Raw genomic sequence first — 23,479 nt, forward strand, 5'->3', positions numbered from 1 at the left:
GAAAAGAGGGATCGCCGTTTCATTTTTATGAAATTTACAAATGGCTTAATCCCCCGCTCTGCCGCCATTTTTGCGTATACTGATGTCTTGTCTTATTTGACGGGTAAAGGACGTCTGTCGTGGAAATTTCATTTGGGCGCGCGCTGTGGCGCAACTTTTTAGGTCAGTCACCTGACTGGTACAAACTTACTTTACTGGTATTCCTGGTCGTTAATCCCGTTATCTTTTTGCTGGATCCCTTCGTTGCCGGGTGGATGTTGGTCGCCGAGTTTATCTTTACCCTGGCGATGGCGCTGAAGTGCTATCCGCTGTTGCCCGGCGGGCTGCTGGCGCTGGAAGCCGTGGTCATTGGAATGACCAGCGCGGAGCATGTTAAAAACGAGATAGCGTCGAATCTTGAAGTCCTGCTGCTGCTGATCTTCATGGTGGCGGGGATCTATTTTATGAAGCAGCTTCTGCTGTTTATCTTCACCCGTTTGCTGCTGAGCATTCCGTCGAAAACGCTGCTCTCGCTGGCGTTTTGCCTCGCCGCGGCCTTCCTCTCTGCCTTCCTGGATGCGCTGACGGTCGTTGCGGTGGTGATCAGCGTCGCCGTCGGCTTTTACGGGATTTACCACCGGGTGGCCTCGTCTCGTCCTGGCGATAACTTGCAGGACGACAGCCACGTTGAGGCGCACAACCGCGATGTGCTGGAACAGTTCCGCGCGTTTCTGCGCAGCCTGATGATGCATGCGGGCGTGGGGACGGCGCTGGGCGGCGTGATGACCATGGTCGGGGAGCCGCAAAACCTGATTATCGCCAAAGCGGCTGAATGGCATTTTGGCGAATTTTTCCTGCGCATGGCGCCCGTCAGCGTGCCCGTGCTGGTCTGCGGGTTAGCCACCTGTGTGCTGGTCGAAAAATTCAACCTCTTTGGGTATGGCGCGAAGTTGCCCGATCAGGTCCGCCAGGAGCTGCATAAGTTTGACGAGCAGAGCCGCAAACAACGCACGCGCCAGGAGACGCTGCGCCTGATTGCACAGGGTTTCATCGGCGTGTGGCTTATCGCTGCGCTGGCCTTCCACCTTGCCGAGGTGGGGCTGATTGGCCTGTCGGTAATTATCCTTGCAACCAGCCTGGGCGGCGTTACGGACGAACATGCTATCGGAAAAGCCTTTACCGAAGCGCTGCCGTTTACCGCCCTGCTGGCGGTGTTTTTCGCGGTCGTGGCGGTGATTATTGACCAACATCTGTTCGCGCCGATCATCGCGTTTGTGCTTCAGGCTACGCCAGATTCGCAGCTAACGCTGTTCTATTTGTTTAACGGTCTGTTGTCCTCTATATCCGATAACGTCTTTGTCGGGACGGTATACATCAATGAGGCCAAAGCCGCGATGGAGCAAGGGATTGTCAGCAGTGAACAGTTCGAGCTGCTGGCGGTGGCGATCAACACCGGAACCAACCTCCCCTCCGTGGCAACCCCGAACGGTCAGGCGGCATTCCTCTTCCTGCTGACCTCGGCGCTGGCACCACTCATACGACTTTCTTATGGAAGAATGGTCTGGATGGCGCTGCCGTATACGCTGGTGCTTACCCTGGTTGGTTTGCTGTGCATCAAAATTACTCTCGTTCCCTGTACGCAATGGTTATTGCAAGCAGGTATACTTGCGGCGCATTAAAATTCGTTTACACTGCGCTGTCTAAGCATGTTCCAGGGAAATGATTATGTTGCGATTTTTGAACCAGTGCTCACGCGGTCGCGGAGCGTGGTTGTTGATGGCCCTGACCGCCTTTGCGCTGGAAATGGTCGCGCTGTGGTTTCAGCATGTGATGGGGCTGAAACCTTGCGTACTGTGTATTTATGAGCGTTGTGCGCTGTTCGGCATTATGGGCGCGGGTCTGGTAGGTGCGATTGCACCCAAATCACCGTTACGCTATGCGGCAATTGCCATCTGGCTATACAGCGCCGGGAAAGGGATTGCGCTTGCCTGGGAGCACACCCAGATGCAGCTTCACCCGTCGCCGTTTATGACCTGCGATTTTGCCGCCCGCTTCCCGAGCTGGCTGCCGCTGGATAAATGGCTGCCGCAGGTGTTTGTGGCCTCCGGTGACTGCTCTGTACGCCAGTGGGAGTTCCTGACGCTGGAGATGCCGCAGTGGCTGGTGGGCATTTTTGTCGCCTACTTTGTGGTGGCACTGCTGGTGCTGATTGCCCAGCCGTTCAAACCAAAGAAACGCGATCTTTTTGGAAGGTAAAAGCAAAACGGCAACGTCAGTTTTGTAGATCGGGTAAGCGCAGCGCCACCCGACAAAATTGCGCACAATAAAAAACCCGCCTCGGCGGGTTTTTTATTATCACCGATTAGGGTGATTCATAATGTGGTCTTCCCAGTCGCGCACCTCGGACTCTTTCACCGCAATGTGGCGCACGGAAATACGTTCACCGTGCATCGCCGCTTTCGACCCCGTCAACAGCGGATGCCATGTGGGCAGATCTTTTCCTTCCGCCAGCAGGCGATACGCGCAGGTATGCGGCAGCCACTCAAAGGTCGGCAGATTTTCACGGGTTAACTTGATGCAGTCCGGCTCATATTCGAAACGGCGCTCATAGTTGCGGCACTGGCAGGTTTTGATGTTTAACTGCTTGCAGGCTACGTTGGTGAAATAGATCTCGTCCGAATCTTCATCCATCAGCTTATGCAGGCAGCACTGCCCACAGCCGTCACACAACGATTCCCACTCCGCGTCGGTCATGTCGTCGAGAGTTTTGCTTTGCCAGAAAGGAATGTCGTTCATCGGGATGTCCACACGTCAAAATAGAGCGCACCTTATAACGAGTCTGGCACGTTGATGCAAGTTTTGCCGCCCTTTTCAGGCGGCAAGGTGCTTTTACAGCACGCGGGTTTTCAGCGACAGGCCGTTAAAACTGACGTCCAGTTCGTCGCCGCCAAGCAGCGGCCCCACACCTTCCGGAGTGCCGGTGAGGATCACGTCGCCAGGTTTCAGGGTGAAGAAGCGGCTCATGTAGGCAATCAGCGGAACGATCTTATGGATCATGTCAGCGGTTGTTCCCTGCTGGCGGATCTCGCCGTTGACCTTCAGGCTGAGCGGCGTGTTCTGCGGATCGTCGGTAAATTCACTCACCGGAACGAAACCAGAAATCGGGCATGAATTATCAAAACCCTTGGCTTTTTCCCACGGCTGCCCCGCTTTCTTCATTTTGCCCTGGACGTCACGCAGCGTCAGGTCGAGCGCGACACCGTAACCCGCAATCGCCTTCTCTACATGCTCTTCAGTTGCCTGGCGCAGCGTCGCGCCGATCAGCACCGCCAGCTCCACTTCATGATGCACCGAGCCCAGTCCCTGCGGCAGAACCAGCGGCTGGCGAATATCGCACAGTGCGGTTTCTGGCTTAATAAACAGAACCGGCTCTTCCGGCACGGCGCTGCCCATCTCCTGAATATGTTTTGCATAGTTGCTGCCCACGCAGACCACTTTGCTGACGGGATAATCCAGTAATGCACCTTGCCAGTTATGATGTTGATACATGGTCGACCCCTAATCGGTTGATGAGTTGTTCCCGGAAGGACCCGGGCTTATTTCTTTCCGCTCAGCTCAAGGTGCTGTTTTAATAAATTCTCCGGTGGCGGCGGAAGCTGTAAATAATAGCCCTGCTCGATTAACGCCTTTTTGACTTTCTCAAGATCGGCGTTCACCAGCTTCTTACGGCCGTCCAGCGGCAGCAGCATCGCCAGCTGCGGTCGGCCAAAGCTTTTCATTAATTCTTCAGGCACGCGGGAAAAATCGTCTTTCTTTTCGACATAAAGATAGGTCTGGTCGCGGCTGGTACTTCTGTAGATCACACAAAACATGTTTTTACTCTGAATTAATGGGTGGTTGCTTGCCTCAATATACTCCTGACTATAACATGCCTGATACTCTTCGGAATATCGCGGCGATGTGTTGCGGTTAATAGCAAATTGAGTAAGGCCAGGATGTCAAATACGCCCATCGAGCTTAAAGGCAGTAGCTTCACCTTATCAGTGGTTCATTTGCATGATGCAAAACCCGAGGTTATTCGTCAGGCGTTAGAAGACAAAATCGCGCAGGCTCCCGCTTTTCTTAAGCATGCTCCTGTTGTCGTCAATGTAAGCGACCTTGAGGGGCCGGTTAACTGGAAGCGACTCCAGCAGGCCGTCGCCTCCACGGGGTTGCGCATCGTGGGCATTAGCGGCTGCAAAGACGCAGAGTTAAAAGCCGAAATCGAACGTGCGGGTTTGCCCTTGTTAAACGAGGGCAAAGAAAAAGCCCCACGTGCAACGCCTGCAACCGTTCCCGCTCCCCCGCCTCCGGCGCAAAATGTAGCCCCAGTCACAAAAACGCGATTGATTGATCTGCCGGTTCGTTCCGGTCAGCGCATTTATGCGCCAAACTGTGATCTGATTGTTACAAGTCACGTCAGTGCGGGCGCAGAACTGATTGCAGATGGCAATATTCACGTTTACGGTATGATGCGTGGGCGTGCGCTTGCGGGCGCCAGCGGCGATCGAGAAGCACAAATTTTTTGTACTCACCTGACGGCAGAACTGGTGTCTATCGCAGGTGAATATTGGCTGAGCGATAAAATCCCAGCCGAATTTTATGGCAAAGCGGCCCGTCTGCAACTGGCAGATAACGCTTTGACCGTTCAACCGTTAAATTGATCCCTTTTAACAAGGAATTTCTATGGCACGCATTATTGTTGTGACTTCGGGTAAAGGAGGCGTTGGCAAGACCACCTCCAGCGCGGCCATCGCTACTGGTTTGGCCCAGAAGGGAAAGAAAACCGTCGTAATCGACTTCGATATCGGTCTGCGTAACCTGGACCTGATCATGGGTTGCGAGCGTCGCGTGGTGTATGACTTCGTGAACGTCATTCAGGGCGATGCCACCCTTAACCAGGCGCTGATTAAAGATAAGCGTACCGAGAACCTCTACATTCTTCCGGCGTCCCAGACCCGTGATAAAGACGCCCTGACCCGCGAAGGCGTGGAAAAGGTGCTCGACGATCTGAAAAAGATGGAGTTCGACTTCGTGGTCTGCGACTCCCCGGCCGGTATCGAAACCGGGGCTTTGATGGCGCTCTACTTCGCGGATGAAGCCATCATCACCACCAACCCGGAAGTCTCGTCAGTACGTGACTCCGACCGTATCCTCGGCATTCTGGCCTCGAAATCCCGTCGCGCGGAAAATGGCCAGGAGCCAATCAAAGAGCACCTGCTGCTGACCCGCTACAACCCTGGCCGGGTGAACAAAGGTGACATGCTGAGCATGGAAGACGTGCTGGAGATCCTGCGCATCAAACTGGTTGGCGTGATCCCGGAAGATCAGTCCGTGTTGCGCGCCTCTAACCAGGGCGAGCCCGTGATCCTGGATACACAGGCAGACGCAGGTAAAGCGTATGCGGATACCGTTGACCGTCTGCTGGGAGAAGAACGTCCTTTCCGCTTCATTGAAGAAGAGAAGAAAGGTTTCCTCAAACGCCTGTTCGGAGGATAAGTTATGGCATTACTGGACTTTTTTCTCTCGCGGAAAAAAAGCACCGCCAACATCGCAAAAGAACGTCTGCAAATCATTGTGGCGGAACGTCGTCGTAGCGACGCCGAACCGCACTACCTGCCGCAGCTGCGCAAAGACATTCTGGAAGTGATCTGCAAATACGTGCAGATTGACCCGGAAATGGTCACCGTTCAGCTGGAGCAAAAAGACGGGGATATTTCGATTCTGGAGCTGAACGTGACGCTTCCGGAAGCGGAAGAGTCGCGTTAATCCGTTTGTGGTTTTGTAGGCCGGGTAAGCATCGCGCCGCCCGGCAATTTCCCCGGTGGCGCTGCGCTTACCGGGGCTACAATTCTTTAGCGCGGATACCCTTCCAGCAGGGTATTCAGGCGTTCGGCCATCAGTTCCCCCCGCCATCCGGCGACCAGTTCCGGTAAACCATTTTGCGGTTTCAACTTCCAGTGCCAGTTCAGCAGCTGGTTAATCTGACGACGTGAAGCCAGCAGTTCGGCACTCAGTTTGCTTTCCCCCGCCACCGTCTGCACCAGCGCTTTGATATCTTTGAACGCCTTGCGGTAGCCCGGCATATCCATCAGGTTAAGCAGCGGTTCTGGCAGTGCGTCCTCCGGCAGCTGCTGAGCTTTCTCTACCAGCGCGAGCAGCGTTTTACCGTGGAAACGGATCTCACTTCCGGAAAGGCCAATGCTGTCCAGTTCACCAAGGCTACCCGGCATATAGCGCGCCACCGCCCACAGGTGTTCTTCACGCACCACGAAGTTAACCGCCAGATCGCGCTCACGCGCTTTACGCAGACGCCAGTCAGCCAGCAATTGCAGACAGGCCAGTTGACGGGTGCGCAGCTGCCAGGCGTTGGTGATGTCACGCCAGGCTTCTTTCGGATCAACCACTTCCTGACGACGCTGCTGCGTCATGCGGCACTCGTCCAGTGCGGCAGACAGCCAACCGGACGCCTCAGCCTCTTTCATGAGCTGGCCGGCAATCGGTAGCAGGTAAAAGACGTCTGCCGCGGCGTATTCAAGCTGACGCGCCGTCAGCGGACGCGCGAGCCAGTCGGTACGCGATTCGCTCTTATCCAGCGTCAGACCGGTGTACTCTTCCACCATCGCGGCGAAGCCCCAGGAGAGCGGACGACCGCTGAACGCCGCGAGGATCTGGGTATCAATCAGCGGCTGCGGCATGATGCCAAAGGTGTTGAGAAAGACTTCCAGATCTTCACTGCCCGCGTGCAGATATTTGGTCACGGCGGTATCCAGCAACAGCTCGCGCATTGGCGCCCAGTCGGTAATGCCGAGGGGGTCAATCAACGACACGTGTTTGCCGTCATACATCTGAATCAGACCCAGCTGCGGATAGTACGTTCGGGTGCGGACAAATTCCGTATCCAGGGCGATAGCGGGAAATTCACGCGTCACCTCGCACAGCGAAGCCAGCTCGTCGTTGGTAGTGATCATCTGGTAATTCAAATCGGACTCTCTTTTGTTTGCGCCCATAAAAAACGCCGGCTTAACCGGCGTCTGGGCGATTAACGTGAAGCTCAGGCCTTATTGTCCACTTTGGCACGGGCTTCGTCACGTAATTCTCGTCGTAATATCTTCCCGACGTTGGATTTCGGCAGCTCATCCCGGAATTCCACCAGCTTCGGCACTTTATAGCCCGTCAGCTGACGGCGACAAAACGTTATCAGCGCATCCTCGGTAAGAGAAGGATCTTTCTTGACCACAAATATCTTCACCGCTTCACCGCTGCTGCCGGAAGGAACGCCCACCGCCGCCACTTCCAGCACGCCGCTGTGCTGCATCACCACGTCTTCGATTTCGTTCGGATAGACGTTGAACCCTGACACCAGGATCATATCTTTCTTGCGATCGACGATGCGCAGGAAGCCTTCGTCATCCATCACCGCGATGTCGCCCGTGTGCAGCCAGCCGTCTTTGATGATCTCATCCGTGGCATCCGGACGTTGCCAGTAGCCCAGCATCACCTGCGGCCCTCTGACGCACAGCTCTCCTGGCTCACCGTGAGGCACTTCGTTATCCTCATCATCCACCAGTTTTGCTTCCGTCGACGGGACCGGCAGACCGATACTGCCGCTGTGATAGTCGATATCATGCGGGTTAACGCTGACCAGCGGGGCGCACTCCGTCAGGCCATAGCCTTCCAGCAGATATTGCCCGGTGAGTTTCACCCAGCGCTCGGCAACCGCCTGCTGAACCGGCATCCCGCCACCCGCAGAGAGGTGCAGCGTGGAGAAATCGAGCTGCTGGAACTCTTTATTGTTAAGCAGCGCGTTAAACAGGGTGTTCACGCCGGTCATGGCGGTGAACGGGTATTTCGCCAGCTCTTTGACCAGCCCCGGAATGTCGCGCGGGTTGGTGATCAATACGTTTTGACCGCCAAGCTCAATAAACAGCAGGCAGTTCATGGTCAGCGCAAAAATGTGATACAGCGGAAGCGCGGTGATCACCAGCTCCTTGCCCGGATGCAGCAGCGGCCCGTAGGTGGCATTAACCTGCTCAAGGTTCGCCAGCATGTTACGGTGGGTCAGCATCGCCCCTTTGGCCACGCCGGTGGTACCGCCGGTGTATTGCAGGAAGGCCAGATCCTCGGACACGATCTCCGGCTTCACGTACTGCATCCGGTAGCCCGCATGCAGGGCGCGGCGGAAAGAGATGGCATCCGGCAGGTGGTATTTCGGCACCAGCCGCTTAACGTATTTAACGACAAAGTTGACCAGCGTACCTTTCGCGGTAGAGAGCTGGTCGCCCATGCGCGTCAGGATGACGTGTTTAACCTGGGTTCTTTCAACGACTTTTTCCAGCGTGTGGGCAAAGTTGGAGACAATCACAATCGCCGCCGCGCCGCTGTCATTCAACTGATGTTCCAGCTCGCGCGGGGTATAGAGCGGGTTAACGTTAACCACGATCATCCCTGCCCTGAGGATCCCGAACAGCGCCACCGGGTATTGCAGCAGGTTTGGCATCATCAGCGCGACGCGATCCCCTTTCTGCAAGCCCAACCCTTCCTGTAAATAGGCTGCAAACGCCCGGCTGCGCTCTTCCAGCTTACGGAAGGTCATCACTTCGCCCATATTCACAAATGCAGGCTGGTCAGCGTAACGCCGTACCGAGTGTTCAAATAATTCAATCAGGGATTGATAACGGTCAGGATTGATCTCCGCAGGGACATCCGCGGGATAACGGTTAAGCCAAACCTTTTTCAATGCATCACCTCTGAAATGAGTGTTCGTCGTCATCACAGCCCCGATAATAAACAGTTTGTTAACATTATATTAACTCAGCGTACCAGTTTATTAATTGTTCAGATTGCAGGTTGCGAAGCGCGTCACTCTTTTTTTTCGTTTTATCCGTAAAAAAACAGAGACAGCGGCTGAGCCGCTGTCTCTTTCCTAACAATAACAGTAAGTTACTCAGTTACGATTGTTTGAACCTGTGCAGGGCCTGGATTGTACCAACCCCAGCCACCGTAGCCGTAACGATACGGATGCGGTCCCCACATCCACGGATCAATTGGCTGTGGCGGCATCACCACCTGCTGGGCGATACGCCAGCGTTTGTAGCCGTTCACCTGCATGGTCATAAATTTGTATGGCGTATTGCCGATTTTCCCCGCCACCGAACCGGTAATCGGCCCGACGACGGTTACCAGCTGCCCGCGGAAATCTACCGGATCGAGGAAGCCGCTGACGTCAGCGTAGATCCGCCCGCGCGAGGCTTCACCCAGAACAGGCCGCGCGCCGTCGTCCAGCGGGACAGTGGCAATCTCCAGTCGGGTTTTACCCTGCTGGTTTATCACTTCAACCACCTTGCCGCCAAACCGCGCTTCCTGCCCGACATACAGCTCCGGGGCATTCATCACGCGTACCAGATCCTGCTGTGGCGTCGGGCTAGTGCCCTTGATCGCATCAGGAACGGTGACGCACCCGCTCAATGCTATGGCAACCGCGCCTGCCATAAGAAAGCGTACAACTTTAGTCTGAACCGCCATGATGCGACTCCTTTTTCTCAGTTCCTGTTACTGAGATTCACTCGCGGCCAGGAAGTTTCTTCCACGCGACGGTGTTTCGTAAATAAACCGGTTCAGCATGTTCAACCGCCACGGTTTTTCCTGCGGCAAGTAGCTGACAGGCAATCGGCAGCATATCTTCTGCGGCGGGCAGGAGCATGTTACCGTCCACCAGCGTAAGGCCGGTGTCCTTCGCCATCTCAGGCCATGCCGGCCAGCCGGTTCCGACCGTCGCCCACTCACCGGAGAGCTGCTTCAGGCGCCCGGTGACGGCTTCAGGTTTAAGCACCGCTTCCGTCTCTTCGCCGTGCCAGACGCCGTTTTCGTCACGGGTGTACTCCGCCCAGTAGACTTCCCCCATGCGGGCATCAATCGCAGCCAGCACGCGGGTGGCCCCGGTCATGCGCCAGGCGCCCTGAGCCATGGTCGCAAGCGTTGAGACGCCGATCATCGGCAGGTCAGCGCCCAGCGCCAGCCCCTGCGCAATGCCAATCCCGATACGTACGCCCGTAAAGCTGCCCGGACCACGGCCGTAGGCCAGCGCGTCGAGGTCAGTCAGGGCGGTGTTGCCCTCGGTTAAAATGGTTTTTACCAGGGGCAGAATACGTTGGGTGTGTTCCCGTGGGCACTCTTCGAAATGAGCAAAAGTCGTACCGTCGTTCCACAGGGCAACGGAACAGGCCTCTGTCGCGGTATCAATAGCCAGAATTCGCATCAGTCGTCGCGCTCTCGCAATGGTCAGTCACAAAATGGCGCGCATCTTAACACACTCCGGGAAGAATTACTCCGCCGTCGGGTTCGCCAGGAAGCGGACCGCGCGTTTAATATCCCGCGTGCGCGGCGCGGGCGGCAGGCTGGCGAGGAAGGTGGCGCCGTAGGGACGCATCACCAGGCGGTTGTCGCAGATCACCAGCACCCCGCGGTCGGTGACGTCGCGGATCAGTCGCCCTACCCCCTGTTTAAGCGTGATGACCGCGTCCGGCAGCTGGACGTCGTCGAACGGATCGCCCCCGCGCAGACGGCAATCCTCCATGCGCGCTTTCAGGAGCGGATCGTCCGGCGATGTGAACGGCAGCTTATCGATAATCACCAGCGAGAGCGTATCGCCGCGCACGTCCACCCCTTCCCAGAAGCTGCTGGTCGCCACCAGCAGGGCATTACCGGCGCTGACAAACTGCTGGAGCAGCTGGCCTTTGCTGGTTTCCCCCTGCAACAGCACCGGTAGCGTCATGGTGGCGCGGAACTGCTCGGCCAGATCGCGCATCATGGCGTGTGAGGTGCAGAGCATAAAGCAGCGCCCGTTGTTGGCCTCAATCATCGGCTTCAGCATGGCCGCCAGATGGCGCGCCGCGCCCGGCTGGTTAGGCAGCGGCAGATTGCGCGGCACGCACAGCAGCGCCTGTTTCTCATAGTCGAACGGGCTCGGCAGAAGCAGGGATTCCGCCTGCTCAATGCCGAGGCGCTCGGTAAAGTGGTGCAGATCGTCATTGACCGACAGCGTGGCCGAGGTAAAGACCCAGGTGCCGGGCTTTTGCGCCATCACCTCTTTGAATTTATCAGCAACGGTCAGCGGCGTGAGCGCCAGGGTGAAGTGGCGCGAGGTACATTCGTACCAGTAGCTATAGCCCGGCTGGTTGATCTCTTTCAGCCGCTTCAGCCGCCCACGGTAGAGCGTGGCGCGCTCGAAAGCGGCGTCCAGCAGCGCTGAACGTCCGAGGGACAGCTTCGCCACGTCGTAACAGAGTTCAAGGGCATCATCGAGCAGCAGCAGCGCGCGCTGGATATTTTTGTCTGCGAGCAGTTCGCGCAGGTTGCCGCGATAGCCCGGCTCGCCAAGCTGTAAGCGGAAATCCTGTGCGCATTGCGCCAGGCGGTCCGCGCACTTCTGCAACTGCTGGGTATCTTTGAGTTCGGTGCGATAGGCAATGGTAATATCTTTCGCCAGATCCTGAAGCTGACGGCTGGAGAGCGACTGACCAAAATACTGGCTGGCGATGTCCGGTAGCTGATGGGCTTCATCGAAGATCATCACCTCCGCCTCCGGGATCAGCTCGCCGAAACCACTGTCCTTGACCACCATATCCGCAAGAAACAGGTGATGGTTCACCACCACCACGTCGGCGTCCATCGCGGTTTTACGCGCTTTCACCACAAAACAGTCCTTATACAGCGGGCAGTCGCTGCCGAGGCAGTTGTCATTGGTGCTGGTCACCAGCGGCCAGGCCGGGGAGTCTTCCGGCACGCTCGCGCAGGTGCTGATGTCCCCCTCCTCCGTCTGGTTGGCCCAGGCGCGCAGGACGATCACATCGCTCAGGGTTTGTACCGGCAGGTCGCCGCCCGCCAGCGCCTGCTGTTCAAGACGCTCCAGACACAGGTAGTTAGAACGCCCTTTCAGCAAGGCCAGACGCCCTTTATATTTCAGCGCTTTCGCCACCGTGGGTAAATCGCGGCTGTAGAGCTGATCCTGGAGCGCTTTTGATCCCGTAGAGATGATCACCTTTTTTTTCGCCCGCAGCGCAGGAGCGAGGTAAGCATACGTTTTCCCCGTACCGGTGCCGGCCTCCACGACCAGCGGCTGCGCCTTGTCGATGGCGTGCGCGACGGCATGCGCCATCTGACGTTGGGGTTCGCGCGGTTTAAAGCCGGGAATAGCCTGTGCTAACTGACCTTCTGGGGAAAAATCGTCTGCCACGGTGTTCTCTCACTGTATTTTTGCACAGGGATTATGTCAGCCCCTTCTCTCCGGTGCCACCCCAAATAGTGACGACGGCGGAACATTATGGCAGTCTTGCCGCCTGACGACGAAAGATAACGAGGATACGTTTATGACAATTACGCGCATTGATGCCGAAGCCCGCTGGTCTGATGTGGTGATCCACAACCAGACGCTGTACTACACCGGCGTCCCTGCCAATCTGGACGCTGACGCCTTCGAGCAGACCGCCAACACCCTGGCGCAGATCGACGCCGTACTGGAAAAACAGGGCAGCGATAAATCCCGCATTCTGGATGCGACGATTTTTCTGGCGAATAAAGACGATTTCGCGGCGATGAATAAAGCCTGGGATGCGTGGGTGGTGGCGGGTCACGCGCCTGTACGCTGCACCGTACAGGCCACGCTGATGAAACCGGAATATAAGGTTGAGATCAAGATTATCGCGGCAGTGTAAGCCGGTTATTCTTCATCTTCATCCTCAAAGCGCGCCACGATCCGCTCGCCGGTATGGGTGGCGCGCAGTTCTTCCGCAACCTGGGAAATTGCCTGTCCGCTGCTCATCCCCTGGGACATCAGCTCCTGAATACGTTCAACGGCTTTCTGCTGTTGGTCATGGCTGAGAGAAGGTAAACCTGCAAACATCGTTAACTCCTGCTAAATTATTCGCGCTAATTATTTCACGCTGCCCGGTAGTATGCCATACATGAACATGCGCTTCCCCACTGTTATGACCTTGCCCTGGCGTGCAGACGCCGCCGAGTTCTGGTTTGCCCGTCTGAGCCACCTTCCTTTTGCGATGCTCCTGCACTCCGGGCATGCGGATCACCCCTACAGCCGCTTTGACATTCTGGTGGCCGACCCGGTTAAAACGCTGACGACCGATGCGCTGTCGCCAACGGACGATCCGCTGATGCGGCTCCAGAACGAGATCCATGCTCTGGGCTTTTCTGCCACACCGGATCCGGATCTGCCTTTCCAGGGGGGCGCGCTGGGCCTGTTTGGTTACGATCTGGGTCGCCGTTTCGAAAAGCTGCCCGAGCATGCGCAGGCGGATATTTCCCTGCCGGATATGGCGGTGGGGCTGTATGACTGGGCGCTGATCGTGGATCACCGTAAGCAGACGGTTTCTCTGCTAAGCCACCGGGACGTGCAGGCGCGTCTGGCCTGGCTTGAGGCGCAACGGCCCGCCGCCCCGGAACGCTTTATGCTAACCTCCGGCTGGCGCTCGAACATGAGCGCGGAGGAATACGCGGAAAAATTCTCCCGCGTGCAGGCGTATCTTCACAGCGGCGACTGTTATCAGGTCAACCTCGCCCAGCGTTTCCAGGCGGCATACGAGGGAGACGAATGGCAGGCGTTTACCCGCCTCAATGCCAGCAATAAGGCCCCGTTCAGCGCATTTTTACGCCTTGAACACGGCGCCATCCTCAGCCTTTCACCTGAGCGTTTTATTCACCTGGCTGACGGTATGATTCAGACCCGCCCGATAAAGGGCACCCTGCCGCGCCTTGCCGATGCCGACGCCGACCGTCAGCAGGCGGAGACGCTGGCGGCCTCGCCGAAAGATCGCGCTGAAAACCTGATGATTGTCGATCTGATGCGCAATGATATTGGCCGCGTCGCCGAGCCGGGCAGCGTGCGCGTGCCGGAGCTGTTCGTCGTGGAGCCATTCCCGGCGGTGCATCATCTGGTCAGCACCATCACCGCACGTCTGCCGGCCTCGCGAACCGCCTGCGATCTGCTCCGCGCCGCGTTTCCGGGCGGCTCCATTACCGGCGCGCCGAAGGTCCGGGCGATGGAGATCATCGACGAACTGGAACCGCATCGCCGCAACGCCTGGTGCGGCAGCATCGGCTATGTGAGTCTGTGCGGCACCATGGATACCAGCATCACTATTCGCACCCTGACGGCCTGCGACGGTAACCTGTACTGTTCCGCAGGCGGTGGCATTGTGGCCGACAGCCAGGCGGAGGCGGAATATCAGGAAACCTTTGATAAAGTGAATCGTATCCTGAAACAACTGGAGAACTCACGGTGAAGAAAGACAACCTGACGCTGGATGATTTTCTGTCGCGCTTTCAGCTTCTGCGGCCCCAGGTTAACCGCGCCACGCTGAATCAACGTCAGGCGGCGGTGCTGATCCCGGTCGTGCGTCGTGAGCAGCCGGGTCTGTTGCTTACCCAGCGCTCACCGCATATGCGAAAACACGCCGGTCAGGTTGCGTTCCCGGGCGGCGCGGTGGACAGCACCGATGCATCCCTGATTGCCGCCGCACTGCGCGAAGCGCATGAGGAAGTGGCGATCCCCCCGGAGGCGGTCGAGGTGATCGGCGTGCTGCCGCCAGTGGACAGCGTAACCGGTTTTCAGGTCACGCCGGTCGTTGGCATTATTCCGCCCGATCTTCAGTATCACGCCAGCGTCGATGAAGTTTCAGCGGTATTCGAAATGCCGCTGGAAGAGGCCCTTCGTCTGGGTCGCTATCACCCGCTGGATATTCACCGCCGCGGACACGATCATCGGGTCTGGCTGTCGTGGTATCAGCATTATTTTGTCTGGGGCATGACGGCAGGCATCATTCGTGAGCTGGCCCTGCAAATCGGCCTGAAGCCTTGACTATACTTTACATTCCACCCTTTTCTGGCAGGTGTGCGATCGGCGTCGCGCTATTAGCAAAACCATCGTTAACCATTAGTTTAATTCATGTGAATAGTTAAGCCGAGGTTGGTGTTCCCTCTTACACTATGCGCAGTTATAACATCGTTACTGGAACCCCAGTAACCCTGTCAGGAGTGTGAAAGTGATTAGTATATTCGACATGTTCAAAGTGGGGATTGGTCCATCTTCTTCCCACACTGTAGGGCCGATGAAGGCCGGTAAACAGTTCGTCGATGATCTGGTCGAAAAAGGATTACTGGAAAGCGTTACCCGTGTCGCCGTAGACGTTTACGGTTCACTGTCATTAACGGGTAAAGGCCACCACACCGATATCGCCATTATTATGGGTCTGGCGGGCAATATGCCGGACACAGTTGATATTGATGCCATTCCGGCATTTATCCGCGACGTGGAAACGCGCGGTCGTTTGCTGCTGGCTAACGGCCAGCACGAAGTGGACTTCCCGCAGGATGACGGGATGCGTTTTCGTAGCGACAACCTGCCGCTGCATGAAAACGGCATGACCATCCACGCCTGGAGTGGCGAAAAAGAGATCTACAGCAAAACTTACTACTCCATCGGCGGCGGCTTTATCGTTGACGAAGAACACTTTGGTAAAGAGAGCGCGGGCGACGTCAATGTGCCCTATCCGTTTAAATCGGCCACCGAGATGCTGGGCTACTGCAAAGAGACCGGTCTGTCCCTGTCAGGCATGGTGATGCAGAACGAACTGGCGCTGCACAGCAAGAAAGAGATCGAAGACTATTTTGCTAACGTGTGGCAAACCATGCGCGCCTGTATTGACCGCGGGATGAACACCGAGGGTGTTCTGCCTGGGCCACTGCGCGTGCCGCGTCGTGCCTCTGCTCTGCGCCGCATGCTGGTCACTACCGACAAGTTCTCCAATGACCCAATGAACGTGGTCGACTGGGTGAACATGTTTGCCCTCGCGGTTAACGAAGAGAACGCAGCGGGTGGTCGCGTCGTGACGGCGCCAACCAACGGCGCGTGCGGTATCGTTCCGGCGGTGCTGGCCTATTACGATCACTTTATTGAGCCCGTGACGCCGGACATCTATATCCGCTATTTCCTCGCGGCAGGTGCTATCGGCGCGCTGTACAAAATGAATGCGTCCATCTCTGGTGCCGAAGTAGGCTGTCAGGGTGAAGTGGGCGTGGCCTGCTCTATGGCAGCAGCGGGTCTGGCGGAACTGCTGGGCGCCAGCCCTGAGCAGGTGTGCGTGGCGGCGGAAATCGGTATGGAGCACAACCTCGGTCTGACCTGTGACCCGGTTGCCGGCCAGGTGCAGGTGCCGTGCATTGAGCGTAACGCCATCGCCTCCGTCAAAGCGATCAACGCCTCACGTATGGCGATGCGCCGTACCAGCGAGCCACGCGTGTCGCTGGATAAGGTTATTGAAACTATGTACGAAACCGGCAAGGACATGAACGCGAAGTACCGTGAGACCTCGCGCGGCGGTCTGGCCATTAAGGTGCAGTGCGACTAAGCCTTCCTTTCGCCCATCTGCAACGGATGGGCGAATTTTCCCCTCTCGTCTCGTCGCTTCACGTATTCCCCACTACACTGTCACTGTTGCGTCTGGCTTTTCCGGCCGGTGCTTAACAGGCGACCGTTCATGCAAACTGCACAAACGATCATTAAAGACTATCGCCGAAAACGCGTTATCGTCTGTGTCACGGTTGCGCTCGTTACGCTCGTCCTGACGCTGGGTATTCGCTTTATTTCACAGCGCAACATAAATCAGGATCGGATCCACGACTTTACCCACCACACCGTGCGTGCGCTTGATAAGGTGCTTCTTTCGTTAGAGGCCCAGCGGGAAACGCTACTTTCACTGGTTGGCATACCCTGTTCCGAAGCAAATCTGATCCTGCGAAAACAGGCGGCGATCCTCCAGACCGTACGCTCCATCACCCTCATTCAAGACGGAATACTGTATTGCTCAAGCGTCTTTGGCAGCCGTAATGTGCCCGTCAGTGAGTTTGTGCCGGAGCTGCCGGTCAGTGAATCCAGGCTGTTGCTGCTGACCGATCGGTGGCTGGTAAAAGGCAGCCCGGTACTGATTCAGTGGTCTCCCCTCGCGAGCGACGGCAACGACGGGGTGATGGAGGTGGTGAATATCGATCTCATCACTAAAATGATTCTTGAGCCGCAGCGGCCGCAGATCACCGACGTTGTCCTGAGAGTAGGAGATAACTTCCTCCGCGACGGGCAACAGGTGACGACTACGCCGACCTTCGATGACAACGCCTCCCTGCTGGAACAATCGTCACAACATTACCCTTTCAGCGTCACGGTGAGCGGCCCCGGGCCTGGCGAAATGGCGTTGAAAAATCTGCCCACCCAGCTGCCGCTGGCGTTGATGCTCAGCTTACTGATGGGCTATATCGCCTGGCTCGCCACCGCGCGGCGCATCAGTTTCACCTGGGAAATCAATATGGGAATTGCGGCCAGGGAGTTTGAGCTCTTCTGCCAGCCGCTGGTGAATGCCCGCACCCGGGAATGCGTCGGCGTCGAGATCCTCCTGCGCTGGAACAACCCGCGTCAGGGATGGATTTCGCCCGATGTCTTTATCCCTCTGGCCGAAGAACATAACCTGATTGTTCCGCTTACCCGCTACGTCATCAGCGAAACGGTGCGGCAGATAGGCTATTTCCCGGCCTCGCGCGATTTCCATATCGGCATTAACGTGGCCGCCAGCCATTTTCGCCGCGCTGCGCTGATCCAGGATCTCAACCGCATCTGGTTTAACGCCAGCCCTGTTCAACAGTTGATCGTGGAGTTAACCGAACGCGATGCGTTGCTGGATGTGGATTACCGCATAGTGCGGGAGCTGCACCGCAAAGGGGTGAAACTTGCGATTGATGATTTTGGTACCGGCAACAGCTCACTTTCATGGCTAGAAAAACTGCATCCGGATGTGCTGAAAATTGATAAATCCTTCACCACCGCGATCGGCACCGACGCCGTGAACTCAACGGTAACGGATATTATTATTGCGCTGGGTCAGCGGCTGAATATTGAACTGGTTGCGGAAGGGGTGGAAACCGAGGAGCAGTCACGCTACCTGCGCCGTCACAGCGTACATATTTTGCAGGGGTACTTGTATGCGCGGCCAATGCCGCTGCGCGAGTTTCCGAAATGGCTGGCGGAAAGTCACTCTCCGCCAGCCCGTCACAACGGACACATCGTGCCCTTACTGCCGTTACGCTAGATAGCGTTACTCTTCTTCGTCGTGTGCAGAGTGCTCTTTAACAATACGCACCATATCAACGCGATAGTCGTTGGCTTCGACGATGGTAATTTGCAGCGGCGGCAGCTCCAGCACATCACCAATACGCGGGATCTGCCCGTTAACGGCAATCACCAGCCCCGCGACGGTGGCAATGTCTTCATCATCATTGACCACGTTTTCGACGCCCAGCGTGTGCGAGAGCGCGTGCAGGTCGGTGGTGCCTTTCACCAGCCAGCCGTCACCGTCGGCAACGATTTCCGGGGTTTCATCCGCATCAGGGAATTCACCGGCAATGGCTTCCAGCACGTCCAGCGGCGTCACCAGGCCCTGTACCACACCAAATTCATTGGTGACGATAACAAAGCTCCCGCGGGCACGACGCAATACGCCCAGCAGGTTGATCGGATCCAGCGTCTCCGGTACCACGATGGCGGGCGACGCGGCCGCTACGGCCTCGACGTTAACGCCCTCTTCCAGCGCCACCAGCATCTCTTTCGCGCGTACCACACCGATAATCTCATCCAGCTCACCCCGGCAGACCGGGAACAGGCTGTGTGGCGAGGAGAGCAGCTGCTGACGAATTTCGTCGACGCTCAGGTTGGCGTCCACCCAGCTGATCTCACCGCGCGGCGTCATAATGCCGCGCAGGGAGCGGGAAGCCAGCGAAAGCACGCCGTTGATCATGTAGCGTTCTTCTTCCACAAACGCGCCTTCCGGCACCGGAACCGGGTTACGGTTCTCGTTATCAGCCTGCACGTTGACCTGACGACGTCCGCCCATCAGTCGCAGAATCGCATCTGCGGTACGGGCTCGCAGCGGCTGATTCGACTGCTGCTTAATAAAGTTACGGCGCGCAATCTGGTTAAACAGCTCGATCAGAATCGAGAAGCCAATCGCGGCGTACAGGTAGCCTTTCGGAATATGGAAGCCAAACCCTTCTGCCACCAGGCTCAGACCAATCATCAGCAGGAAGCTCAGACACAGCACAACGACCGTCGGATGCTGGTTGACGAAACGCGTCAGCGGTTTTGACGCCAGCAGCATTACCGCCATCGCAATCACCACCGCCGCCATCATCACCGGCAGATGGTTCACCATGCCGACTGCCGTAATCACCGCATCCAGAGAGAAGACCGCATCAAGCACCACAATCTGGAGAACAACCACCCAGAAGCTGGCGTAACCCTTACCGTGGCCATCATCGTGCTGCCGGTTCTCCAGCCGTTCATGCAGCTCTGTTGTGGCTTTGAACAGCAGGAACAGTCCCCCCACCAGCATGATTAAATCGCGGCCGGAGAAGGTGAAATCCATGACGGTGAACAGCGGCTTCGTCAGGGTAACCATCCACGAGATCACAGACAGCAAGCCCAGACGCATGATCAGCGCCAGCGAGAGGCCGATCAGACGGGCTTTATCACGCTGTTTCGGCGGCAGCTTATCCGCGAGGATGGCGATAAACACCAGGTTATCAATACCGAGAACGATCTCCAGCACGACCAGCGTAAGCAAGCCTACCCAGATTGACGGGTCCATTAAGAATTCCATGACACGCTCCTGCTAAAGGAATGACAAAACGGTGCCCCGCTAATTTCGGGCATTTCAAAGGGAATGAGAGTCGATGCGTGGCGAAGATCGCCGATGAATAAGGCGCGGAATGGCCTGGAAGATGACTGACGTCGGTGACGGTCCATATAGTGGGCTGTAGCCCTATACTCCTGAATAATTAAACGGACGCTAAACATATCAGAGACAATTGGTTTTTAGCAAAGATTTACGTTCCTTTGCAAACTTCTGTAACACACGCGGATTAACTTAAAGAAAAATCTGTAAGGCTTAGCTAAATTACGGATCTTCATCACATAAATTATTTTTTCACTATCTAAAATAATTCGCGGAAGTCTTAGTTTTTTGAACTCTAACCCTTATCTGAATCGATTCGGTTCGCCAATACGATTCTCAGTACGCCTGCCTGGCAGACGTATACATGATAATAAAAGGAGGTAGCAAGTGACCATTGCTATTGTCATAGGCACACATGGTTGGGCTGCGGAGCAGTTACTCAAAACGGCAGAAATGCTGTTGGGCGAGCAGGAAAACGTCGGCTGGATCGATTTCGTTCCCGGTGAAAATGCCGAGACGCTGATTGAAAAATACACTGCTCAGCTTGAGAAGCTGGATACCAGCAAAGGCGTGCTGTTTCTCGTGGATACATGGGGCGGCAGCCCGTTCAACGCTGCCAGCCGCATTGTCGTCGATAAAGAGCATTATGAAGTCGTCGCCGGGGTGAATATCCCGATGTTGGTGGAAACCTTCATGGCGCGTGACGACAACCCAGGTTTTGATGAACTGGTGGCACTGGCGGTGGAAACCGGTCGCGAAGGCGTGAAGGCGCTGAAAGCGCAGCCGGTTGAAAAACCGGCCCCTGCCCCTGCTGCACCAAGGGCGGCAGCACCGGCGAAGCCAATAGGTCCGAACGATTACATGGTTATCGGCCTTGCGCGTATTGATGACCGTCTGATCCACGGCCAGGTGGCAACACGCTGGACCAAAGAGACCAACGTACAACGCATCATCGTGGTCAGTGACGAAGTGGCCGCCGACACTGTCCGTAAAACCCTTCTTACCCAGGTTGCACCGCCGGGCGTCACCGCGCACGTCGTGGATGTCGCCAAAATGATCCGCGTTTACAACAACCCGAAATATGCGGGTGAGCGCGTGATGCTTCTCTTCACCAACCCGACAGACGTCGAACGCATTGTTGAAGGCGGCGTGAAAATCACCTCCGTTAACATTGGCGGTATGGCATTCCGTCAGGGCAAAACGCAGGTCAACAACGCGATTTCAGTGGATGCGAAAGATATCGAGGCCTTCAACAAACTGAATGCACGCGGTATCGAACTGGAAGCCCGTAAGGTTTCCACGGACCAGAAACTGAAAATGATGGATTTGATCGGCAAAGTGGGGAAATAAGCCCGGGCCGGTTTTTCATATAGAGCTTATGTAATAGGAGAAGTGCAATGGAGATTACTACTCTTCAGATTGTGCTGGTGTTCATCGTCGCATGTATTGCGGGTATGGAGTCCGTACTTGATGAATTTCAGTTCCACCGCCCTCTGGTGGCCTGTACGTTGATTGGCGCCGTTCTCGGTGACATGAAAACCGGTATCATCATCGGTGGTACTTTGGAAATGATCGCCCTCGGCTGGATGAACATCGGTGCGGCAGTTGCGCCAGATGCCGCGCTGGCGTCCATTATTTCAACCGTTCTGGTTATCGCTGGTCATCAGAGTATTGGTGCCGGTATCGCGCTGGCCATCCCGCTGGCCGCAGCGGGTCAGGTGCTGACCATTATCGTCCGTACTATTACCGTTGCCTTCCAGCACGCGGCGGATAAGGCGGCCGAAAACGGCAACCTCACCGCGCTCTCCTGGATCCACGTTTCTTCCCTGTTCCTGCAAGCGATGCGTATCGCAATCCCTGCGGTTATCGTGGCGATTTCTGTCGGTACCAGCGAAGTTCAGGGCATGCTGAATGCGATCCCTGAAGTGGTTACCAGCGGTCTGAATATCGCCGGGGGTATGATCGTGGTGGTCGGTTATGCGATGGTCATCAACATGATGCGTGCAGGCTACCTGATGCCATTCTTCTACCTCGGCTTCGTTACCGCTGCGTTCACCAACTTCAACCTGGTTGCGCTGGGTGTGATTGGTGCGGTGATGGCGATTCTTTATATCCAGCTCAGCCCGAAATACAACCGTGTCGCGGGTGCCCCTGCGCAGGCTGCTGGTAACAACGATCTCGATAACGAACTGGACTAACAGGTGAGCGAAATGGTTGATATGACAAAAACTACCACTGAGAAAAAACTCACTCCGGGTGATATTCGTGGCGTGTTCATCCGTTCTAACCTGTTTCAGGGTTCATGGAACTTCGAACGTATGCAGGCGCTCGGCTTCTGCTTCTCCATGGTGCCGGCCATCAAACGCCTGTATCCGGAAAACAACGAAGCACGCCGTCAGGCAATTAAGCGTCACCTGGAATTCTTCAACACCCATCCTTATGTTGCGGCGCCGGTTCTGGGCGTGACGCTGGCAATGGAAGAGCAGCGTGCGAACGGGGCTGAGATCGACGATGGTGCCATCAACGGTATCAAAGTTGGTCTGATGGGGCCGCTGGCAGGCGTGGGCGACCCGATCTTCTGGGGTACCGTGCGTCCGGTCTTTGCGGCGCTGGGCGCCGGGATCGCCATGAGCGGCAGCCTGCTCGGTCCTCTGCTGTTCTTCATCCTGTTCAACGCGGTGCGTCTGCTGACCCGTTACTACGGCGTGGCGTACGGCTATCGTAAAGGGGTGGATATCGTTAAGGATATGGGCGGCGGCTTCCTGCAAAAACTGACTGAGGGGGCGTCAATCCTCGGCCTGTTTGTAATGGGGGCGCTGGTTAACAAGTGGACGCACGTGAACATCCCGCTGGTGGTATCGACGATCACTGGTCAGGATGGTCAGACGCGCGTTACCACCGTGCAGACGATTCTGGACCAGCTGATGCCGGGCCTGGTACCGCTGCTGTTAACCTTCGCCTGTATGTGGCTGCTGCGTAAGAAAGTGAACCCGCTGTGGATCATCGTTGGCTTCTTCGTCATCGGTATCGCGGGCTACGCCGTCGGCCTGCTGGGTCTGTAATAAAATGCGTTACCGACCGGGGGCTTGCCCCCGGTCTTTTTATCTGGAGGATGAATGACTGTCACGGACACCGTACTGGTTTTATTTATTGTTGCCCTTCTGGCTTACGCGATCTATGACGAGTTCATTATGCCTCGCCGCCACGGCGAGACGCTGCTGACCCTTCCCCTATTACGCCGTGGACGCATTGATGCGTTTATCTTCGCCGGTCTGGTAGTCATCCTGATTTACAATAATGTGACCAGCCACGGCGCAATATTAACCACATGGTTATTATGTGCGCTGGCATTAATGGCGATTTACCTGTTCTGGATCCGCTCGCCAAAACTCATTTTTAAAAAACACGGATTCTTCTTCGCTAATGTCTGGATAGAATATAACCGTATTAAAGAGATGAATTTATCCGAAGACGGGGTTCTGGTGATGCAATTAGAACAACGCCGCCTGCTCATCCGGGTCAAAAATATTGATGACCTGGAAAAGATCTACAAATTAATCGTTAAAACTCAATGAGTTAATATTATAGCATCGGCTATATATTGCATTATTCTTAAACCAGCAATATAGCCGGTGCTATATCTCCTCTGTTAATTGCCTTATATTTTTTAA

General features: G+C 56.1%; 24 protein-coding genes. 14 read left to right on the forward strand and 10 right to left on the reverse strand.

The features are described from left to right. Nucleotides 1-119 precede the first annotated feature (119 nt). Nucleotides 120-1,658 (forward strand): Na(+)/H(+) antiporter NhaB, encoded by a 1,539-nt coding sequence (gene nhaB / locus FZF21_RS12605; RefSeq protein ID WP_017693269.1) that lies wholly within the window; start codon nucleotides 120-122, stop codon nucleotides 1,656-1,658. Nucleotides 1,659-1,704: 46 nt separating this feature from the next. After that, nucleotides 1,705-2,235: a disulfide bond formation protein DsbB gene (dsbB, locus tag FZF21_RS12610; protein WP_017693268.1), complete on the forward strand. Its 531-nt coding sequence runs from the start codon at nucleotides 1,705-1,707 to the stop codon at nucleotides 2,233-2,235. Between the two features lie 99 nt (nucleotides 2,236-2,334). Here the strand turns inward: dsbB and FZF21_RS12615 are convergent, their stop codons facing one another. The 3 genes from FZF21_RS12615 to FZF21_RS12625 all read right to left on the reverse strand — a co-directional run bounded on the left by FZF21_RS12615 (nucleotide 2,335) and on the right by FZF21_RS12625 (nucleotide 3,851). After that, entirely contained in the window at nucleotides 2,335-2,775 is a 441-nt protein-coding gene (locus tag FZF21_RS12615) for a YcgN family cysteine cluster protein (RefSeq protein ID WP_015570314.1), read from the reverse strand. Nucleotides 2,776-2,868: 93 nt separating this feature from the next. Beyond that, nucleotides 2,869-3,528 (reverse strand): fumarylacetoacetate hydrolase family protein, encoded by a 660-nt coding sequence (locus tag FZF21_RS12620; protein WP_017384317.1) that lies wholly within the window; start codon nucleotides 3,526-3,528, stop codon nucleotides 2,869-2,871. Between the two features lie 47 nt (nucleotides 3,529-3,575). Continuing rightward, a complete protein-coding gene (locus FZF21_RS12625; protein WP_015570312.1) occupies nucleotides 3,576-3,851 on the reverse strand; it encodes a YcgL domain-containing protein in 276 nt (91 codons plus the stop codon). Nucleotides 3,852-3,974: 123 nt separating this feature from the next. Between FZF21_RS12625 and minC the strand changes: the two genes are divergently transcribed. The 3 genes from minC to minE are packed head-to-tail and all read left to right on the forward strand — an operon-like array spanning nucleotide 3,975 to nucleotide 5,787. Beyond that, on the forward strand, nucleotides 3,975-4,682 hold the full coding sequence (gene minC / locus FZF21_RS12630; RefSeq protein WP_017384318.1) for a septum site-determining protein MinC: 708 nt from the start codon (nucleotides 3,975-3,977) through the stop codon (nucleotides 4,680-4,682). Between the two features lie 22 nt (nucleotides 4,683-4,704). Next, entirely contained in the window at nucleotides 4,705-5,517 is an 813-nt protein-coding gene (gene minD, locus FZF21_RS12635) for a septum site-determining protein MinD (RefSeq protein ID WP_003859938.1), read from the forward strand. A gap of 3 nt (nucleotides 5,518-5,520) precedes the next feature. After that, nucleotides 5,521-5,787, forward strand: a complete 267-nt coding sequence (gene minE, locus FZF21_RS12640; RefSeq protein ID WP_003859937.1) for a cell division topological specificity factor MinE — start codon at nucleotides 5,521-5,523, stop codon at nucleotides 5,785-5,787. A gap of 86 nt (nucleotides 5,788-5,873) precedes the next feature. Here the strand turns inward: minE and rnd are convergent, their stop codons facing one another. From rnd to FZF21_RS12665, 5 genes are all read right to left on the reverse strand, one after another. Further along, nucleotides 5,874-6,989, reverse strand: coding sequence for a ribonuclease D (rnd, locus tag FZF21_RS12645; protein WP_122959317.1), 1,116 nt, complete (start codon nucleotides 6,987-6,989; stop codon nucleotides 5,874-5,876). 83 nt (nucleotides 6,990-7,072) lie between these two features. After that, nucleotides 7,073-8,758 (reverse strand): long-chain-fatty-acid--CoA ligase FadD, encoded by a 1,686-nt coding sequence (gene fadD / locus FZF21_RS12650; RefSeq protein WP_017693264.1) that lies wholly within the window; start codon nucleotides 8,756-8,758, stop codon nucleotides 7,073-7,075. A 203-nt stretch (nucleotides 8,759-8,961) separates the two neighbouring features. Beyond that, on the reverse strand, nucleotides 8,962-9,543 hold the full coding sequence (locus tag FZF21_RS12655; RefSeq protein WP_023303883.1) for a Slp family lipoprotein: 582 nt from the start codon (nucleotides 9,541-9,543) through the stop codon (nucleotides 8,962-8,964). 37 nt (nucleotides 9,544-9,580) lie between these two features. Then, complete coding sequence (gene tsaB / locus FZF21_RS12660; RefSeq protein ID WP_015570308.1) at nucleotides 9,581-10,276, reverse strand: tRNA (adenosine(37)-N6)-threonylcarbamoyltransferase complex dimerization subunit type 1 TsaB; 696 nt, start codon at nucleotides 10,274-10,276, stop codon at nucleotides 9,581-9,583. A 66-nt stretch (nucleotides 10,277-10,342) separates the two neighbouring features. Then, nucleotides 10,343-12,253, reverse strand: a complete 1,911-nt coding sequence (locus tag FZF21_RS12665) for an ATP-dependent DNA helicase (RefSeq protein ID WP_023303884.1) — start codon at nucleotides 12,251-12,253, stop codon at nucleotides 10,343-10,345. A gap of 133 nt (nucleotides 12,254-12,386) precedes the next feature. On the opposite strand from FZF21_RS12665, the gene FZF21_RS12670 reads away from it, so the two are divergent. Next, nucleotides 12,387-12,731: a RidA family protein gene (locus FZF21_RS12670; RefSeq protein WP_003859927.1), complete on the forward strand. Its 345-nt coding sequence runs from the start codon at nucleotides 12,387-12,389 to the stop codon at nucleotides 12,729-12,731. A gap of 5 nt (nucleotides 12,732-12,736) precedes the next feature. On the opposite strand, the gene FZF21_RS12675 is transcribed toward FZF21_RS12670, so the two are convergent. Further along, nucleotides 12,737-12,919: a YoaH family protein gene (locus tag FZF21_RS12675; RefSeq protein ID WP_003859925.1), complete on the reverse strand. Its 183-nt coding sequence runs from the start codon at nucleotides 12,917-12,919 to the stop codon at nucleotides 12,737-12,739. 61 nt (nucleotides 12,920-12,980) lie between these two features. Here FZF21_RS12675 and pabB point away from each other — a divergent pair, with 61 nt between their 5' ends. The 4 genes from pabB to FZF21_RS12695 all read left to right on the forward strand — a co-directional run bounded on the left by pabB (nucleotide 12,981) and on the right by FZF21_RS12695 (nucleotide 18,167). After that, nucleotides 12,981-14,315 (forward strand): aminodeoxychorismate synthase component 1, encoded by a 1,335-nt coding sequence (gene pabB / locus FZF21_RS12680; RefSeq protein ID WP_039270572.1) that lies wholly within the window; start codon nucleotides 12,981-12,983, stop codon nucleotides 14,313-14,315. Beyond that, entirely contained in the window at nucleotides 14,312-14,890 is a 579-nt protein-coding gene (locus FZF21_RS12685; RefSeq protein ID WP_017384324.1) for a CoA pyrophosphatase, read from the forward strand. The genes pabB and FZF21_RS12685 overlap by 4 nt, the downstream gene beginning before the upstream one ends. A 184-nt stretch (nucleotides 14,891-15,074) precedes the next feature. Continuing rightward, a complete protein-coding gene (gene sdaA / locus FZF21_RS12690; RefSeq protein WP_003859920.1) occupies nucleotides 15,075-16,439 on the forward strand; it encodes an L-serine ammonia-lyase in 1,365 nt (454 codons plus the stop codon). 129 nt (nucleotides 16,440-16,568) lie between these two features. Further along, nucleotides 16,569-18,167, forward strand: coding sequence for a cyclic diguanylate phosphodiesterase (locus FZF21_RS12695; protein WP_047738737.1), 1,599 nt, complete (start codon nucleotides 16,569-16,571; stop codon nucleotides 18,165-18,167). Nucleotides 18,168-18,173: 6 nt separating this feature from the next. Here FZF21_RS12695 and yoaE read toward each other — a convergent pair whose 3' ends face one another. Further along, nucleotides 18,174-19,733, reverse strand: a complete 1,560-nt coding sequence (gene yoaE, locus FZF21_RS12700; RefSeq protein WP_006810992.1) for a CNNM family cation transport protein YoaE — start codon at nucleotides 19,731-19,733, stop codon at nucleotides 18,174-18,176. Between the two features lie 462 nt (nucleotides 19,734-20,195). Between yoaE and manX the strand changes: the two genes are divergently transcribed. The 4 genes from manX to FZF21_RS12720 are packed head-to-tail and all read left to right on the forward strand — an operon-like array spanning nucleotide 20,196 to nucleotide 23,383. After that, on the forward strand, nucleotides 20,196-21,158 hold the full coding sequence (manX, locus tag FZF21_RS12705) for a PTS mannose transporter subunit IIAB (RefSeq protein ID WP_149121302.1): 963 nt from the start codon (nucleotides 20,196-20,198) through the stop codon (nucleotides 21,156-21,158). Between the two features lie 47 nt (nucleotides 21,159-21,205). Next, the gene (manY, locus tag FZF21_RS12710; protein ID WP_003859914.1) at nucleotides 21,206-22,006 is read left to right on the forward strand and encodes a PTS mannose transporter subunit IIC; all 801 of its coding nucleotides are present in this window, start codon (nucleotides 21,206-21,208) and stop codon (nucleotides 22,004-22,006) included. A gap of 12 nt (nucleotides 22,007-22,018) precedes the next feature. Next, nucleotides 22,019-22,870, forward strand: coding sequence for a PTS mannose transporter subunit IID (locus tag FZF21_RS12715; RefSeq protein ID WP_006810994.1), 852 nt, complete (start codon nucleotides 22,019-22,021; stop codon nucleotides 22,868-22,870). 54 nt (nucleotides 22,871-22,924) lie between these two features. After that, nucleotides 22,925-23,383: a DUF986 family protein gene (locus FZF21_RS12720; protein WP_047738739.1), complete on the forward strand. Its 459-nt coding sequence runs from the start codon at nucleotides 22,925-22,927 to the stop codon at nucleotides 23,381-23,383. Nucleotides 23,384-23,479: the final 96 nt, after the last annotated feature.

Origin of the sequence: Enterobacter sp. LU1, assembly GCF_008271405.2 — a bacterium.
GTDB lineage: Bacteria > Pseudomonadota > Gammaproteobacteria > Enterobacterales > Enterobacteriaceae > Enterobacter > Enterobacter hormaechei_C.